Source organism: Chamaesiphon polymorphus CCALA 037 (assembly GCF_003003845.1).
Classification (GTDB): Bacteria; Cyanobacteriota; Cyanobacteriia; order Cyanobacteriales; family Chamaesiphonaceae; genus Chamaesiphon; species Chamaesiphon polymorphus.
Genome location: NZ_PVWO01000106.1, coordinates 1 through 14,012, shown reverse-complemented (window position 1 = coordinate 14,012; position 14,012 = coordinate 1). Strand labels below are relative to the sequence as shown.

General features: G+C 46.1%; 23 protein-coding genes and 1 pseudogene. 7 read left to right on the top strand and 17 right to left on the bottom strand.

What is annotated here, in order from left to right; translation table 11 throughout:
- Positions 1 to 169: 169 nt before the first annotated feature.
- Entirely contained in the window at positions 170 to 1,147 is a 978-nt protein-coding gene (locus C7B77_RS10595; RefSeq protein WP_219892087.1) for a tyrosine-type recombinase/integrase, read from the top strand.
- A gap of 75 nt (positions 1,148 to 1,222) precedes the next feature.
- Here C7B77_RS10595 and C7B77_RS10590 read toward each other — a convergent pair whose 3' ends face one another.
- Together C7B77_RS10590 and C7B77_RS10585 are read right to left on the bottom strand one after the other, a co-directional pair.
- Positions 1,223 to 1,810 (bottom strand): hypothetical protein, encoded by a 588-nt coding sequence (locus tag C7B77_RS10590; protein WP_106303888.1) that lies wholly within the window; start codon positions 1,808 to 1,810, stop codon positions 1,223 to 1,225.
- Positions 1,811 to 1,812: 2 nt separating this feature from the next.
- Positions 1,813 to 2,262, bottom strand: coding sequence for a hypothetical protein (locus C7B77_RS10585; RefSeq protein WP_106303885.1), 450 nt, complete (start codon positions 2,260 to 2,262; stop codon positions 1,813 to 1,815).
- 210 nt (positions 2,263 to 2,472) lie between these two features.
- On the opposite strand from C7B77_RS10585, the gene C7B77_RS10580 reads away from it, so the two are divergent.
- A complete protein-coding gene (locus C7B77_RS10580) occupies positions 2,473 to 2,934 on the top strand; it encodes a hypothetical protein (RefSeq protein ID WP_106303883.1) in 462 nt (153 codons plus the stop codon).
- Between the two features lies 1 nt (position 2,935).
- Entirely contained in the window at positions 2,936 to 3,823 is an 888-nt protein-coding gene (locus tag C7B77_RS10575) for a hypothetical protein (protein ID WP_106303880.1), read from the top strand.
- A gap of 71 nt (positions 3,824 to 3,894) precedes the next feature.
- On the opposite strand, the gene C7B77_RS10570 is transcribed toward C7B77_RS10575, so the two are convergent.
- The 4 genes from C7B77_RS10570 to C7B77_RS29850 all read right to left on the bottom strand — a co-directional run bounded on the left by C7B77_RS10570 (position 3,895) and on the right by C7B77_RS29850 (position 6,622).
- Positions 3,895 to 4,974, bottom strand: coding sequence for a hypothetical protein (locus C7B77_RS10570; protein ID WP_106303878.1), 1,080 nt, complete (start codon positions 4,972 to 4,974; stop codon positions 3,895 to 3,897).
- A 554-nt stretch (positions 4,975 to 5,528) separates the two neighbouring features.
- Positions 5,529 to 5,870 carry a YlcI/YnfO family protein gene (locus C7B77_RS10565; protein ID WP_106303875.1) on the bottom strand — a complete coding sequence of 114 codons (342 nt, stop codon included), beginning with the start codon at positions 5,868 to 5,870 and terminating at the stop codon, positions 5,529 to 5,531.
- Positions 5,867 to 6,304 carry a PIN domain-containing protein gene (locus C7B77_RS10560; RefSeq protein ID WP_106303891.1) on the bottom strand — a complete coding sequence of 146 codons (438 nt, stop codon included), beginning with the start codon at positions 6,302 to 6,304 and terminating at the stop codon, positions 5,867 to 5,869. The genes C7B77_RS10565 and C7B77_RS10560 overlap by 4 nt, the downstream gene beginning before the upstream one ends.
- A 174-nt stretch (positions 6,305 to 6,478) precedes the next feature.
- Positions 6,479 to 6,622 (bottom strand): hypothetical protein, encoded by a 144-nt coding sequence (locus tag C7B77_RS29850; RefSeq protein ID WP_181243801.1) that lies wholly within the window; start codon positions 6,620 to 6,622, stop codon positions 6,479 to 6,481.
- On the opposite strand from C7B77_RS29850, the gene C7B77_RS10555 reads away from it, so the two are divergent.
- Positions 6,621 to 6,845: a hypothetical protein gene (locus C7B77_RS10555; protein WP_106303872.1), complete on the top strand. Its 225-nt coding sequence runs from the start codon at positions 6,621 to 6,623 to the stop codon at positions 6,843 to 6,845. The genes C7B77_RS29850 and C7B77_RS10555 overlap by 2 nt on opposite strands.
- A 137-nt stretch (positions 6,846 to 6,982) precedes the next feature.
- Here C7B77_RS10555 and C7B77_RS10550 read toward each other — a convergent pair whose 3' ends face one another.
- The 5 genes and pseudogenes from C7B77_RS10550 to C7B77_RS10530 form a co-directional block, all read right to left on the bottom strand.
- Entirely contained in the window at positions 6,983 to 7,396 is a 414-nt protein-coding gene (locus tag C7B77_RS10550; protein ID WP_106303869.1) for a helix-turn-helix domain-containing protein, read from the bottom strand.
- 82 nt (positions 7,397 to 7,478) lie between these two features.
- Positions 7,479 to 7,892, bottom strand: a complete 414-nt coding sequence (locus C7B77_RS10545; RefSeq protein WP_106303866.1) for a DUF6932 family protein — start codon at positions 7,890 to 7,892, stop codon at positions 7,479 to 7,481.
- 180 nt (positions 7,893 to 8,072) lie between these two features.
- A pseudogene (locus C7B77_RS10540) lies at positions 8,073 to 8,276 on the bottom strand (type II toxin-antitoxin system MqsA family antitoxin); the annotation flags it as partial.
- A 71-nt stretch (positions 8,277 to 8,347) separates the two neighbouring features.
- Positions 8,348 to 8,818: a hypothetical protein gene (locus C7B77_RS10535; protein WP_146138260.1), complete on the bottom strand. Its 471-nt coding sequence runs from the start codon at positions 8,816 to 8,818 to the stop codon at positions 8,348 to 8,350.
- Complete coding sequence (locus tag C7B77_RS10530) at positions 8,815 to 9,453, bottom strand: AAA family ATPase (protein WP_106303858.1); 639 nt, start codon at positions 9,451 to 9,453, stop codon at positions 8,815 to 8,817. The genes C7B77_RS10535 and C7B77_RS10530 overlap by 4 nt, the downstream gene beginning before the upstream one ends.
- Before the next feature lie 181 nt (positions 9,454 to 9,634).
- Between C7B77_RS10530 and C7B77_RS10525 the strand changes: the two genes are divergently transcribed.
- Positions 9,635 to 9,973, top strand: coding sequence for a hypothetical protein (locus C7B77_RS10525; protein ID WP_106303855.1), 339 nt, complete (start codon positions 9,635 to 9,637; stop codon positions 9,971 to 9,973).
- Positions 9,970 to 10,497 carry a type II toxin-antitoxin system YhaV family toxin gene (locus C7B77_RS10520; RefSeq protein WP_106303852.1) on the top strand — a complete coding sequence of 176 codons (528 nt, stop codon included), beginning with the start codon at positions 9,970 to 9,972 and terminating at the stop codon, positions 10,495 to 10,497. Before C7B77_RS10525 ends, C7B77_RS10520 begins: the two co-directional genes overlap by 4 nt.
- 141 nt (positions 10,498 to 10,638) lie before the next feature.
- Here C7B77_RS10520 and C7B77_RS10515 read toward each other — a convergent pair whose 3' ends face one another.
- Both C7B77_RS10515 and C7B77_RS10510 read right to left on the bottom strand, forming a co-directional pair.
- Complete coding sequence (locus tag C7B77_RS10515) at positions 10,639 to 11,274, bottom strand: type IV toxin-antitoxin system AbiEi family antitoxin domain-containing protein (protein ID WP_106303849.1); 636 nt, start codon at positions 11,272 to 11,274, stop codon at positions 10,639 to 10,641.
- Between the two features lie 224 nt (positions 11,275 to 11,498).
- Positions 11,499 to 11,831, bottom strand: coding sequence for a hypothetical protein (locus C7B77_RS10510; RefSeq protein WP_106303846.1), 333 nt, complete (start codon positions 11,829 to 11,831; stop codon positions 11,499 to 11,501).
- 332 nt (positions 11,832 to 12,163) lie between these two features.
- On the opposite strand from C7B77_RS10510, the gene C7B77_RS10505 reads away from it, so the two are divergent.
- Positions 12,164 to 12,412, top strand: coding sequence for a DUF2188 domain-containing protein (locus tag C7B77_RS10505; protein WP_106303843.1), 249 nt, complete (start codon positions 12,164 to 12,166; stop codon positions 12,410 to 12,412).
- Between the two features lie 254 nt (positions 12,413 to 12,666).
- Here C7B77_RS10505 and C7B77_RS10500 read toward each other — a convergent pair whose 3' ends face one another.
- From C7B77_RS10500 to C7B77_RS10490, 4 genes are all read right to left on the bottom strand, one after another.
- On the bottom strand, positions 12,667 to 12,981 hold the full coding sequence (locus C7B77_RS10500) for a helix-turn-helix domain-containing protein (RefSeq protein ID WP_106303840.1): 315 nt from the start codon (positions 12,979 to 12,981) through the stop codon (positions 12,667 to 12,669).
- Positions 12,953 to 13,183 (bottom strand): type II toxin-antitoxin system RelE/ParE family toxin, encoded by a 231-nt coding sequence (locus tag C7B77_RS31390; RefSeq protein ID WP_219892085.1) that lies wholly within the window; start codon positions 13,181 to 13,183, stop codon positions 12,953 to 12,955. The genes C7B77_RS10500 and C7B77_RS31390 overlap by 29 nt, the downstream gene beginning before the upstream one ends.
- Entirely contained in the window at positions 13,152 to 13,373 is a 222-nt protein-coding gene (locus C7B77_RS31385) for a type II toxin-antitoxin system RelE/ParE family toxin (protein ID WP_219892083.1), read from the bottom strand. The genes C7B77_RS31390 and C7B77_RS31385 overlap by 32 nt, the downstream gene beginning before the upstream one ends.
- Before the next feature lie 127 nt (positions 13,374 to 13,500).
- Positions 13,501 to 13,776, bottom strand: coding sequence for an F-actin-capping protein subunit alpha (locus C7B77_RS10490; protein ID WP_106303837.1), 276 nt, complete (start codon positions 13,774 to 13,776; stop codon positions 13,501 to 13,503).
- Positions 13,777 to 14,012 lie beyond the last annotated feature (236 nt).

Here is a 14,012-nt window from a genome sequence, read left to right as displayed (position 1 = left end):
CCCCGTCGCTACGCGCCACCCCTCCTCGGAGGGGAATTTTGGGGGCTGGGTGACGATTGGATTTTGATTTAAATATCTCGACCGATCGACTCAAAACCACCAACGATCTACACTAGTAATTAATAGTCATCAATTATTAATTATTAACTATTAATTATTAATTATCATCGTGTCTAACTTAACCCACCAACCCGCCCCTGCTCTGACGATTGGCAATGAATTATCGGGAATTGCCAGTGTCGCTCGCGATCTCGATGATGTCTGGGGGGATTTTCTCAAGTCTCACCTGTCGCCGCGCACCCAGCGCACCTATGCTACGGGCATCAATGATTTTTTCTTGTGTCTGACGGGGGTTGGTGCCAATGGGCAACAGATTCGGGATTTTCTCGATCTGCCCCAGCATCAGGCGATCGGGGTGGTACTTAAATATCAGACGAAGTTAGTCGAGCGGGGTTTGGCACCTTCGACGATTAACACGCGGCTGTCGGCGATTAAGTCGCTCTCTTGTTATGCGCGCAAATTGGGTCAGTGTCGGTTTAGCCTCGAAGATATTACCCACGTACGGGTGGAGAAGTATCGGGACACTTCGGGGGTGGGGGTGGAGGCTTATCGCGATATCTTAAATGAGGTCGATCGATCGACGGCTAAGGGCAAGCGCGATTACGCGATCCTGCGCCTACTCTGGGATAACGCCCTCCGACGCGGGGAACTGGTGGCGACGAATGTGGGGGATTTTCGGGAGGGGAAGTTGTGGATTATTGGGAAGGGGAAGACTCAACAACAGTCGATCGATTTGGCTCCACGAACGGTAGCGGCTCTAGAGGAGTGGTTGGCAGTTAGGGCGGGAGCGGCCACCGACCCGATTTTTATCGCTCTGGATGGTCGCTCTCGTGGCAAACGCTTGTCGGGGCGTTCGGTGGCGCGGGTGGTGGATTGGGTGGCAACCGATGCGGGGGTGACTAAACACCTTTCGCCGCACCGGATTCGGCACTCTTCAATTACTACTTTTTTGGATGCGAGTGGGGGGGACGTGCGGACGGCGCAGCGGTTGAGTCGGCATTCACGGTTGGATACGTTGATGATTTATGACGATAACCGGAAGGGGTTGCAGGCGAAGGCTTCGGGGGTGTTGGCAGATTTGGTCTAAGCTGCATTACTGCATTAAACACTTAATGCAGTAATAGAGTATTTGCTTGAGAACGATTGAGGCTACTGTCACCTGCTACTGATCCCGATCGCCAATAACTCCATTATTATCACTACCCTGAACTGCGTTAATGTTCTGTCCAGAAATATGATTGATCGTTCCTGAGTTATTAATAACATTTCTCTCGTTACTGGGAGTTAAGTCTATACTTAATTCACTCAAATATTGTTCGATATGATTGACAAATGGATGTATTAATCGCTTGCTAAATTCTTCAACATAATCACTCATTTTTCCAGATTTAACTCTTCCATTATGAGCTATATAGTTATATGCTAAATTAATATAGGATTGTCGATCTAAAAAATCCCCATCTATAAAATTCATCAGCAAAGAGTAAGTAAACTTTATTTCTCCAGCAACATCTATAGGAAGAGATTGATATTCCCAACCTGGCTGATTACAATCAACATCAGATTCTTTAATTTGACATTGAATGTAATCACGAATTAGTGAGTTTTTATTAATAAAATCAAGAAATCTTCGTAAGTTATCTACACCATCTGCTGGACTTGTTCTTAGCAACCTACAAGCAAAACCTCTGAACTGGCGACTTATTTTTCTAATATCATTATGAGTGATTTCTGGCGATATTTGACTCATTATTAGTTAACTCCACATTCTGGACAATAAATACAGTCATGCTGAGGATATTTGACCTTAACTCGAACATCACAGCACTTTAAAGTCAGATCTTCCATTTCTTCTCGCTCCCACAGGCTTTTTTCAGCTTCTGAAGGAATGGGACTGCCAGCTTTAAATTTGACAGATTTAGAATTAATATTTCTTTGTAAATTTGCTGAAAACTGGTTGAGTAGATCTGCCACTATATTATGAGCAACGATCTCAACCTGCTCTGAAACATCTTCCCTCATCAACAAAAAATTGTTAGGGTCGTGTTTTAAACCACAACAAGGGCAAAACAAATCTATGATCGATCGTTCTTCTAGGAAATCGACAGTTAGCTTAAATCTGGAGCTACAGTAGGGGCACTCAAGAGTTATGAAGCCATCAGAGTCGCTAGGAATTTCGATTTTCTTTTTGATATCACTCATGGGTAGCTGGGATAGCTGTGAGTAAAATACTGGATTCGAGGCACTCAGTACATTAGCACCATATTATCATACGAACAGAGAGTCAATGCTGTCATAGCAAATATCCGATCCTTGTGAATCGTCAATTATAAAGGGATTCGAGAGCGCGTCCATAATCCTCTGGGCAGATCGATATAATGAAGTAAGACACCATTTCAGGAGTAGGAAGCTATGACCGAGCCAAATCACGGCAGTTTTTCTGTAGGTAGCAGCGTTGGTGGTAATGTCAACAACATCCAGGGGAATAACATTACCGCCGTTCAGGGGAATAACAATCAATCGGTTTTCGGCGATGGCAACCAAGTCAGTCAAACTGGTGCGGAAAGTCTAACCCAAGCTGACGCGATCGAATTATTAGCTTCGCTCAAAGCCTTAATCGAGTCGGCGGAACTACCCAAAGACACCAAATCTGAATTGATAGAAGACTTATCGGCAGCAACAGCCGCGACCGATAAAGAGGAACCTAATAAAAAACGCGCTTTAGATAAGTTAACTACAGTAGCAGAAACCTTGGAAAAAACCAGCAAAGGTCTTGAGGCAGGACAGAAGATTTGGGGAGTAGCAAAACCGATTTTGATTAAACTAGGTACTTGGCTAGGTGCTGCGGCTGGTTCTTACTTGCTGGGATTGTAGAATGACTCTAAACCATAACCCAGACATACCACGCACTTCTTCGCGATCGCAGCCTGTAAGAGACAATGCTAACCATCTTGACGGAGACGGCAATCGCTCGGTTCAAGGAGATGGTAATTATAGTGTTTTAGGCGATGAAAATAACGTAGATTGTCAGTTTGTTCGGATCGATACTGCATATATCAATATCAACTCACAAGACAAGTCAGACAAAGATGGAAAAACAACAATCGAGCGAGATCGTGGTGTATTTATTTTAAGCGGGAGCTTTGAAGACATTGATGAAGAGACAATTAAAGCGATGGCAGACCATCTCAAGCAAATAACAGGTGATGCAAAACTGACAATACGGAAAGTTGAGAAAAGCAGTATCAAAATTACAATAGATGCTGAACCAGAAACATTGGAATTACTTAAAGAACTATTTGAATCTGGCGAATTAAATAAACTGCTAGAATTTCCAATTGAAAACGTACAAATATTAGACAAAGACAACAAAACTGATGATAATAACAGCTCAAGGTTGATTGAAAGCCCATCCTCACAAGAAAGGATTAACACGGAAAAATCTCTGGAGAGATTGACAAACCTTGTCAATCAAATTGACTATAGATATCGCAACATAAGAAGACGTTATGATATGCGTATTCGACGTGTAGATGGTCTACACCCTAAATATATCAATAGAGAAAGTCGATCGATCGACACACTTATTGATAGATTGAATAAATTTGATGAAATTGTAGAGCAAGTTGGCTTTAATGTAAGTCAAGAGCAATTAGACAGCATTAAGAAGATTCAGGCATATAAAGAACAATTACTTAAAGATCTAATTAGAGATAAAGATTCGACTTCTAGTGAATTCAAAAAAAACGATCGAGTGCAGTAAAGTTATTTACAAAAATCAGCATCAAAAACTGAATCGAGCTTAACTGAGAAGAATACCAAATAACACAGAATCTAAATGGGATAAAGCCGCTGCAACTGTGGCACGGCATCCCACCACGGGATCGGGTGCGGGTAATCCTTGATAGTAATAAATACCCCAAAGAAATTGTGAATCGAACTGTATTGCATGTCGTAGATCCCACCAGCTACCTTCAATCGTTGGAGATAATCGAGCGTCGCCTCATCGATCGGATTCTGCTCCTGGGATAGGGTCGTGGCAATATCGGGAAATCGTTTCATCAGCGCGGTCTTAACTGGCTCTGGAGTGGCGTTAGGCTTACTTTTGACTGCATTAGTCGTCGGTGTCCATTTTTTGAGGTAGTTGACGAATACGCCCGCCTTAGCCTTCGACCAGGTTTGTTTCTGGGTGTAGGCAATGGCATCCTCGATCGCTCGAACCGGATACTTCTTCAGGGCGTGGAGAACATCGGCTAACTTAATATCTAGAGCATTCAGCCGAAATTCGATTCGATCGTACCATTGAGGGGTTTTGCTGGTGCTGTCGGGGTCAGTTTGTGGTTGAGAGGGACAGGGTGCGGATAAACCCATGTTGGCGATGACGTTACCGATCGAGGCAGCTCCAGATTTGACACTGCGAGTATCGATCGGCGATTGAGAAGCGGGCAAGGGGATAGGGGTAACGGGTAAAGGTGCTGGCTCTGGTTGCGGGGGTTCGGGTGTGGTGACGGTTTCTACTGTTGGAACGGTAGTAGATTCTGGGGCGGGATTGTTGCCCAAACCGAGTTTTGAGACGATTGTGGTAACGGTTTCTACCGACTGGGCGACGAGTTTAACGTGAGCTTCGACGATCGCTAGGGCGAGTTCCCCTGCTTTGGTGAGGGTGTTAATCGCTCTGGAAACGGTGCGGTGATGGTATTTGAGGTGTTTGGCTGCCTGCTTGGGTACGATCTGTAAACCCTGTCCGAACGGGTCGAGAGTTTTGATATAGCAATAAACCGTTACAACTGAGGGCGAATATTTGCATTCGCGAAAATGGATGACTTCGGCAGTAGTCAAGCGATAGAAGCGATCTGAGGCTTTGAGATCGGCAAAATTTTCCCCAGCGGGGGATGGCAAGGTGCAGCTTTCCATAGGATAATTTAAAGTAATTATTTTTTGGTGTGAACCAAGCAAATCCACCGTTTGGTGGTCAAAAGAGGGAATTCCAGCTCCCTCTTTTGCTTTATATGCCTAAATTCACATAATTTACTTGTATCACATTCGGGTTTGGTTTCAACACTCTCTGCAAAAAGTTAACCAAACTTAAAATACGATTCCTAGTTTTAGTGGATCTGTTTTTTTCTTTGACTAGTCTAGTTATAGCGCGTCTAAAACCCAGAGATAGCAGGGGTTTGAGATATTAGTAGAGAACAGTTCGATCCCATGCGTGACAAGTCGATCCCTAATTGGGATCGTTTGGTTTTAAGGGTGGATCGATCGATGTTAATAGAGAATTTTTTGAGATAGTAATAGTTGAGAAGTTTGAGGTTTTTAGATTTGAATTTGGATCGATCGATCCCTACCAGGATCGATCGGGTAGTGGCGGAGATCTACCCACCCCGTCGCTTTGCGCCACCCCTCCTCGGAGGGGATTTTTATGGAGGGTCGGGGTATTAGGGGATCGATCGTCACTGATGTATGTGGAGTTAGTGCTTGGCTGCTTGAAGCTTCGCTTGCAGTCGCTCGATCGTCTCAGGAGTTAATTCTGGTTCGCAACTTCCTACTTCTCGTTGGGCTAAAATTGCCTCGATGTCCGCAGGAGCGGCTTCGCCCAGTCCACCCTTCAGTGCTTCAAATAGCGATCGTTGTCGCTCGATTTCGGGATCGGGCTGCATCGAGGCCGTGTCGAACCCGCGAACGGGAGCGTTAACGCTCTGACGAGTGAGCGCGTACACGATATATTGATTCAGGGATACGCCCTCTTGCTCGGCTACTTGCGCTAATTGCTGATGCAAGGTTTCCGGTAGTCTCAGTGTTAATCTGCTCATGGTGATGGATCGGTGGCTAATTTAATAACTAATTCTGCGGGAGTTAAAACTAATAATCCCAGCGATGCTTGCGCGATTTTCAGATCCTTCAAATTCGATGTAACGATTGCCGCACCAGCATTCATCCCACAATCGACTAAAAAATCATCGCCGGGATCTGGTGAAGTAGGTCGCCAAGAATAATAAATCGGCGTAAATTGAGAAATATTTAGTAGTTTTCCTAATACTGGCTGAAGTTTTTGCCATCGCGCTGGGGAAAGCTTCCGCGACAGGACATCGACATACTCATAGGCGAGGGCATTAGAGACGCAGGGTTGAAATAAGCTAGCCAACCAAGCTTCAACAATTAACCCCGCCGCATTCCCTCGATAAGTCAACCCTTCAAATACAACATTAGTATCTACCACAACACGTAACGGGGTCGATCTTGACATGACACCATTATAGCACCGCATTTGGTGTCAACCGCCGTCATCGTTAGATAGCACTAGAGATTCTGGATGTGGAAGTTAATGCGAAGTCTAAGCCAGACGGTGAGGAGCGGGCGCGGATAAGTGTTGGCAGTGCGGGTGAGTGAACCGCCTCACTCGTCGATCTTAATTACTGCATTAAGCACTTAATGCAGTAATTAAGTAATTATTTATCGATTCGGCAAAGCCGACGCTACGCGAACGAATCACTGGTGAATAGTAAACAGTCAACCGCAATATTGAGCTACGATCGAGTAATCCCATCATTTGATGACCTGCCATGACCGAGAAAATCGGGTTTGAAGCCTCCTCGTCATTGAAACTCAATCGACAGCTCGCCGATGGCGAGATTGCCTACTTAGATTTGCCATTGGCACCAACCAATAACCCCTGGCTGGCGATCGCGGGGAAATACCAAGACGATCCCAATTGGGACGAATACCAAGCCGCCATTGCCGCAGCTCGCCAAGCCGCCAATGAGAGCGAGGGCATTCTTAATAATTGATAATTGATAATTGATAATGACTGGCTATTAGCTGCCGTTCAGCTTCGCGTCCCCTCTGGGGAATCGACGATTCTTGAGAGCATAAATTAACTGCATTACTGCATCAAGTACTGAATGCAGTAATTAAGCATTGAATCTTAGCTAACTGTCATCATGGGAATCGATACAGACAGCGCATTCCAGACTTCCATCAATCGCCCCAGCCCGATCGATTCATAGCCACTAGCTTCATACCTTTGCACCATCTGTTCCTTAATACCCAGCTTGGCGGCTAGCTCCTTTTGAGTCATCCCCAAGCTAATCCGTTTTTGAATTAAGACCTTGGGCAGATCTTCGATCGTTCCCATTGTAATTTCGACCTTCCCCACTTTGAGATCTTCATACTCTTGGATTTCCATCTGCATTCGATCGATCTGCGTTTGAAAGCTATTTTGCATCGCTGCTAGTTGACTGGGCGGGAGATTCGGTTGTTCTCGCAATTTGTCGATAACTTGTTGCAGCTTATCGATCTCGCCCTTGGTAACTTTATATTGGTGTTCGTTTTGGATCATGATTAACTTAATTGATAATTGATAATTGATAATTGATAATTAAGTTTTTGAGATGTTGATTTGAACCCTTGCTCTTTCTTGTTTACCTGGGTGGATCGAAACTTCTTAGATCGATCTCTACAATGCCGATCGGTTCGCCATCGCGATTTTTTTGCAAAAAACCCTGAAATGCCGACATGAAATCCATCCTTAGCTCGCAGCCAAAGCGAGCGTGTTGTTCGTCAACATCCTGAAAAACCGGATCTAGCATCCCGATATCGATACCCATCCCATCAAAACAACCGTCGATGTCGTTGGGTCGTTCCTTATTGGTGATGAAACTACCGCCAATGTAGATCGTCTGACAGCCCGATCGAATGAGTAACTTGAGGGCAAACATCAAGCCAGATAGGAGGTTAGCACGGCGAGAGTTGTACCCATATCGCTCCCAAAAATCTGCCCAACTCATCGCCCAAATTCCAGGTGGTAGGTAGCCGCTTTCGGTAAATGGGGGCATTCAGTCGGTTCTCCATCGCACATGAAAACGAAGCTGTGCTTTCTTTTAGATTAACACAACTTTTTAGTTGGAGTAAGGTTAGTACAACTTTTGTAATCGCTTAATTACTGCATTGATTACTTAATGCAGTAATTAAGCGATCGATCGGCAATCGTCGATTCTCAGAGGGAGAGGCTACGCCAACGCCGCATTGACTTGTTTGTTAAATGCCAACATCGCCGCGCTCACTCGCGCTGATTCGTTTGCATCCAGCACGCACTCGCCACACGCCGAACAAAAATCGCCCTCGACCCCAGGAATGGCCGTTGACTCACCTTTATAGGTATAGGGCAGATCGCGAATGTCTTTCACCAACTCTGCCATCCCACAGGACGGACATTTCATACTTTATCACTCCTCGATCGTGTACCAAACCTTAATTACTGCATTAACCACTCAATGCAGTAATGCAGTAATTAAACGTTTGTATCTTTCAAAGCCTCGTCCAACAACATTCTGACTACTTCAGCCTTTTTCAAGCCATTATGGGCGCACAAGACCGATAACTTGGTGTGGGTAGACTTGGGTAAATCTACCGTCAACCGCACGGTCGCCTCTTTCTCTGGAGTATTCTGCATTAATTTAGATATCAAACTAGGTGAAGGTTGGGGTGCGATTGCTGTTGCAGACGGCAAGCCGTTCTGTTTTGTGGGTGCTGCGATTGCGGGTGCTTCGACGTTGGCGGAGCCTCCGCTTTGCGGAATCGGCTCTACTAGTTCGGGTAGCTTCGGCTCTACCCAATCGTTTACAGTCTCTACCGTTTCGATAATCGGCTCGACTGCCTCAACAACAGGTTCGGCGGCTGGGGTGGGTGCATTGTCCCCAAAAACGAAATTATTTACCGCCGCATTGTCAGCCATTGGCTTGCGCGTTTTTTTCGCGGTCACGATAACACCTCTATCACTTCTGCGAACAACTTTTCAAATTCCCTGGCCGATTCCGCCGCAGGTCTACCCGATAGATCCCAAACCGTGGCAGCTTGCCCGAAGGTATCGGCGACTACCTGCCGCTGGTGAACTGACGTTTTGAGAATTTGGATGCCACTTTGCCCCAATAATGCTTGAGCTTCCCCTAATAACTTAGTACCCTTAACCGCTCTACTCAAAAACACCACTGCTTTAGGCGCACCCGATCGAATCGACTGCGCTTGTAGGACTAACCGCACGGCTTCGGAGGCTGAATGGAGATCTAACCCTGTCGGTTGACAAGGCACGATCGCTAAATCGGTTCGCATTAAAATGGCACGACTGGATTCCGAGAGTCCCGCAGCACCATCGACTAATAAGTAGTCGCACTCTTTGGCTAAATCGGGAATGCGATCTAATAGTTCGTCCGTCGATTGAATTACATGAGCCGCGATCTGGGTATCGAGCGATGCCAACCAAATTGAAGATGACTTTTGGGCATCGGCATCGACGACGGCAACTTTATGACCCTGCTTGGTCAGCCATGCCGCTAGATGGACGCAGGTGGTAGACTTGGCGCAACCGCCTTTTTGATTGATTAGGGCTATTACTGGCATACTGCATCACTGATATACTGCATTACTGCATTGCTGTATTAAGTACTGACTTATCTTACTGCATTACTGAAGAGTTAAGAGTTAAGAGTTACTGCACTGTGTCGATCGGGCAACTTTTCATTCTCCATTCTTAATTCTTAATTTGTTATAATAAGTCATTATAATAAAACATAGCTTGGTTATGTCCTTGAAAAGTTATCCCATTAGTCCCGCTAAAATCGGTAGCCAAGATGGGTTTCGTCTGCCTAAAGCCTTTTCCCACGATCATCCCCACTTGGTGACAGCTAAAGGTCATATTGAGATGATCTCGGAGAACACCTTCCTGGTGCATCTCGAACCAGATCGAGAATTAGAAGCCGATCTAGACGACGATGAAAGTGTGATGATGAAGCTGTTCCTGGATTCTTTGCTCAAGTTTGCGATCGCCAAGCCGGATTCACTCACCCTCTACACCCAAGAGATGGCCGACCAGATGGATGAATTACTCGCTGGTGTCGTTGTGGACGAAGATGAAGAATGAAGCCCTTCGATGCTAACGGTTGGACGATCTTGTTCTATGAAGACTTTCAGCTTCAGTGGGCGGACTTAACCGCCAAAGTAGTCAAGCTGAAATCGAGATTAGAACCCAAAGATTTTGTCACCCATCCCGATGTCAAACTGCTCAAAGCGATCGATTCCGGTATCAGAGATAAAATCTCGCTCGATCCGTTTGCCAGTCATTTCGCACTGCGAAAGCCACTCGATCGATACGGTCGGCTCAAGAAAATGGGACTGCCACAACGGTATCGACTATTTTTCAGAGCCTTTGCCGAGCGACGAGTAATTATTGTTCTGTGGCTGGGGTTCCCACGGAAAGAAGGCGACCGCCGCGACTGTTATCAAGTTTTTTCAAAGATGGTTGCTAATGGGAAGTTGCCTGACTCCTATGAATCGTTGGTGGCTCAATTCGAGCTTGAGGATGATGAAGCAACCACTGATACCGAGTTAGAGGAACAGATCGAGGCAATCGATCTATTTTCGGCTTCACCAACAGAGGAAGAGTAAACAATTAATCATTAATAATTAATGATTGGGATGAGAACTTAACTTCCGTCTCTTACAAGTTTTAATCGAGCGATAATTATTAACTATTAACTATTAATTATTAATTAAAAAGAAGAGGTCTTAGACTGAATTGATTAATTATCAATTATCCATTGATAGGCATTCCAGGTAAGGACGTATCACTCTACTCATCCGGCAAATTTTAGAGTATGACCACAATTCATCGATCGAGCAGCGGCGAGATTCAAACCCCTCGCGCAGAGCTTCGATGACTACATCGATGCCGATCTTATGGCGGTATTTAAAGCAATCGACGATCGTTTTGGCTGGGTTAAATATTCGCACCGGAGTCCCTTCGATCGCGTGAGTTTCAATCCCCGCACTCAAAGCCAATCCCGACATATATACCGGACGCAGCGATAGCGTATCTAGATTAGGACGACGGGCATGAACGTCGATCGCCATCCAGACTTCAAAGGGTGCTTGAGTGCCGATGCCATGATACTGGAGGGCGGAGAGCAAACAAACGATCCCATGCTCGACTCGCTGACTGGCAACAGCAAGGCTGTGATGTTCGCTCAGGGCGGCATCGATAAGGGTGTACAGCCCGCGACCGGATTTGAAGAGGATGCCCCGATCTACCAAGCGGCGCAAACCTTCGGGATGGATGCCACCTGCGATCGCCTCGCGAGTCCGAATCGTAGTTTGAGATTTGGCGAGATTGAGAATTCTTTCCTCTAGGGGCGAAGCCGTATCAACGATCCGATCTGACTTCATAAAAAGCGTCGGTAAATATTAATTACTACCGACATTATTACACACTCGATCGCCATTAAGAGTTAAGAGTTACTGCTCGTACAGTTATGGCAGCGACTCAAATGCGCGCCGAGCATTGTATCTCTCTTGCATTACTGCATTAAGTAATTAATTCAGTAATGCAGTAATTAATATTCTGTGTAAACGATCGATAAAAAAAGGGGGAACTAGCCCCCACCAACCAACTAGGCACTGATGACCGCCCGACTGCCGCGCGATGGCCAACCCAAAGACAACACCCGCCCAGGAGCCTGACACGGCACCGAACAAGACCAACAGCCTGACCAAGTAACCCAGCCCACCGACACGGGCACCCACCGCCGCGACACCACGCCCACACCGACGACACCACTAGCCCGCCGTGCAAAATCACCCGCTGCCGCTGATGATGGAAAGACTGGCTCAACTACCCAGCCAGTGAAAGAACGCTCGCTGACCCGAATGAAACAGTCAACCGCGCCAGCACGCTCGGCCAGTGCAAACCAGAAATCAGCAGGAACTAAAGAACGCGAACGCATAACACAAACTCCAATAGAAACAACCGCCCAACACGCGGGCTGCCCCCACCATTAATTTTTGGCGAGTCAAGGGTGGCGGTCGATCGCTATCTCCTGTCACTAAGCACCATTAAACCGCCACTCGCGTAGCCCTTGACCGCCGAGACACAATAAAACAGCCCGTGTGTGGTAACTAAGCACCAGGGGGCTGACATGGGAAAGAGTTTTCAATTATCGGGATCGATAGGTTGAAAACTTCTATTGCCTTCGCCCACTTACCCAATTAGTAACTGGGAAGTTGTAAAGGGTGCTAATGCTAAAATAGTACAAGTTCATTATTCGAGAGAACAAAAATGAGCAAACCCCAAGATCGAACCATTTCCCGCCGTGATGATGGCAGTTGGGAGAACAAAAGAAATGATGCAGAGCGAGCTTCCAGCGTTCATGATACCCAGAAGGATGCTGTGGCAAGAGCCAAGGACATGCTTGAAAAGCAGGGAGGCGGAGAATTAACAACCAAGGGAGTGGATGGGAAAATCCGCAGTAAAGATACGATTGGAGGAGGAAACGACCCCAACCCGCCCAAAGACCGCGAGCATTAAAAAAGTTACTGCCCCAAAAATCCAGATTTTTGGGGTAGTAACCAAATTTTGATATGCGTCCGAGTCAACTGTCTTCGCAGTGCGGAGACAGTTGACTCGCGTAGCGTCGGCTCTGCCGAATCGCCTGGAAAAGTTTTGGCAAAAAGCAAGACTCAATATGTGAGACGGCTTCTCACATATTGGGCAAGAGCTATAAATTAGTACGAGCGGGCTTTTCCAAATAGGTGCGAAGGCATCGCACTTATTCGAGCGACCTACATTACCCGTTCGAGTCCGTGTTCTTTCACTAGGTGTAATAGCTTCAGAGCGGTTCCAGTCGGTCGTTTCTGTCCGATTTCCCACTTTTGAACTGTGGACAGGCTGGTATTTAAAACCGCTGCAAATACTGCTTGGCTGACATTCGATGTCTCGCGAATTTGTTTGATACTCTCAGGCTCTAGGGGTTCGATCGGTGGCAAACACAACCGATCGAATTTCCGCATCGTTACTCGATCCATCACTCCCGCCTCAAATAAGTCCGTAGCAGACTCATGGACGGCTTCAAGGATCTCCGATTTCCGTTTCCTCATTGCAATTTACCTCAAATAATTTACCTTCGTCTTTGATAATCTCAATCTCTTCCGGTGTGAGCGATAACAGCTCCTCGGCAAGCTCTTTTAAAGCCCCCTCTTCATCCTTCTCAATGTTGCTGCGCTCATTTTTGGGGAAGCCATAGACAAAGATCCAGCGTTGGCGAAGCCTACCGTAGGTAATCGCCCTTGTTGGTAGCAATTAGGGTGCGAAAGCCGCCACTTTTACCCTTTCCAGGTCGAGCGATTCGCTTTTTAACCAAGCCACCACCCAAATCGGCATCATACAGACCTGCAAGCATCTCTCGCACGGCAGTACAAAGGCTAGTATCTTCCAACCCTTGCTTGCGCGCCCACCGCTCGAACCATCGGGTTTTGTAAACTTCTATCACGACCACACCTTTATTTTATATCACTGAGTGCTATAGATGACAAGATTTTAAAATCTTGTCATCAAAGATTCTGTTCTAGCCTTCGACCCTGCTTCAAAAACACAGGATCGAAGGCTAGAATTACTCTCTATGCTTTGGAGAGTTTGTATCCATCAAATGATAACTGTGTACCGTCGTTTTTCTCGATCGTCTCCCAACTGCTAATCGTCGGATCGTCAACATATATTGTTAAGTCGGATACCTTGCACCGTTTGAAATCCGACTTAAAATCACTGCGAATATCGACATCAATGTATTTGTGAACATCAATCTCTCCATCGACGATTAAAGATTTTAATTTTGAATCGGGAAGCTCGATCGTTAGCTCTACTGTTGCTGAGAGAATTAATTGAACTTGTGCCATAAATTTTAGGTATGAAATGCACCAGCCCCGATGTAGGGCTGGATTGTGGTTAATGATTAGAGATCGAAATGTCTGACAGCCTGAATGAAAAATGTCGTCGCTACATCTTTAATCTGTGGCGTTTCTAACTCCACCGTTTTCGGCATCCGTGCGGCTGTGTCGAGTCGGGTAAGGTTCGAGCGTCGCCGCTCTCCCCTCCCCTAAGAACCGGACTTGAGACTTTCGCACTCATCCGG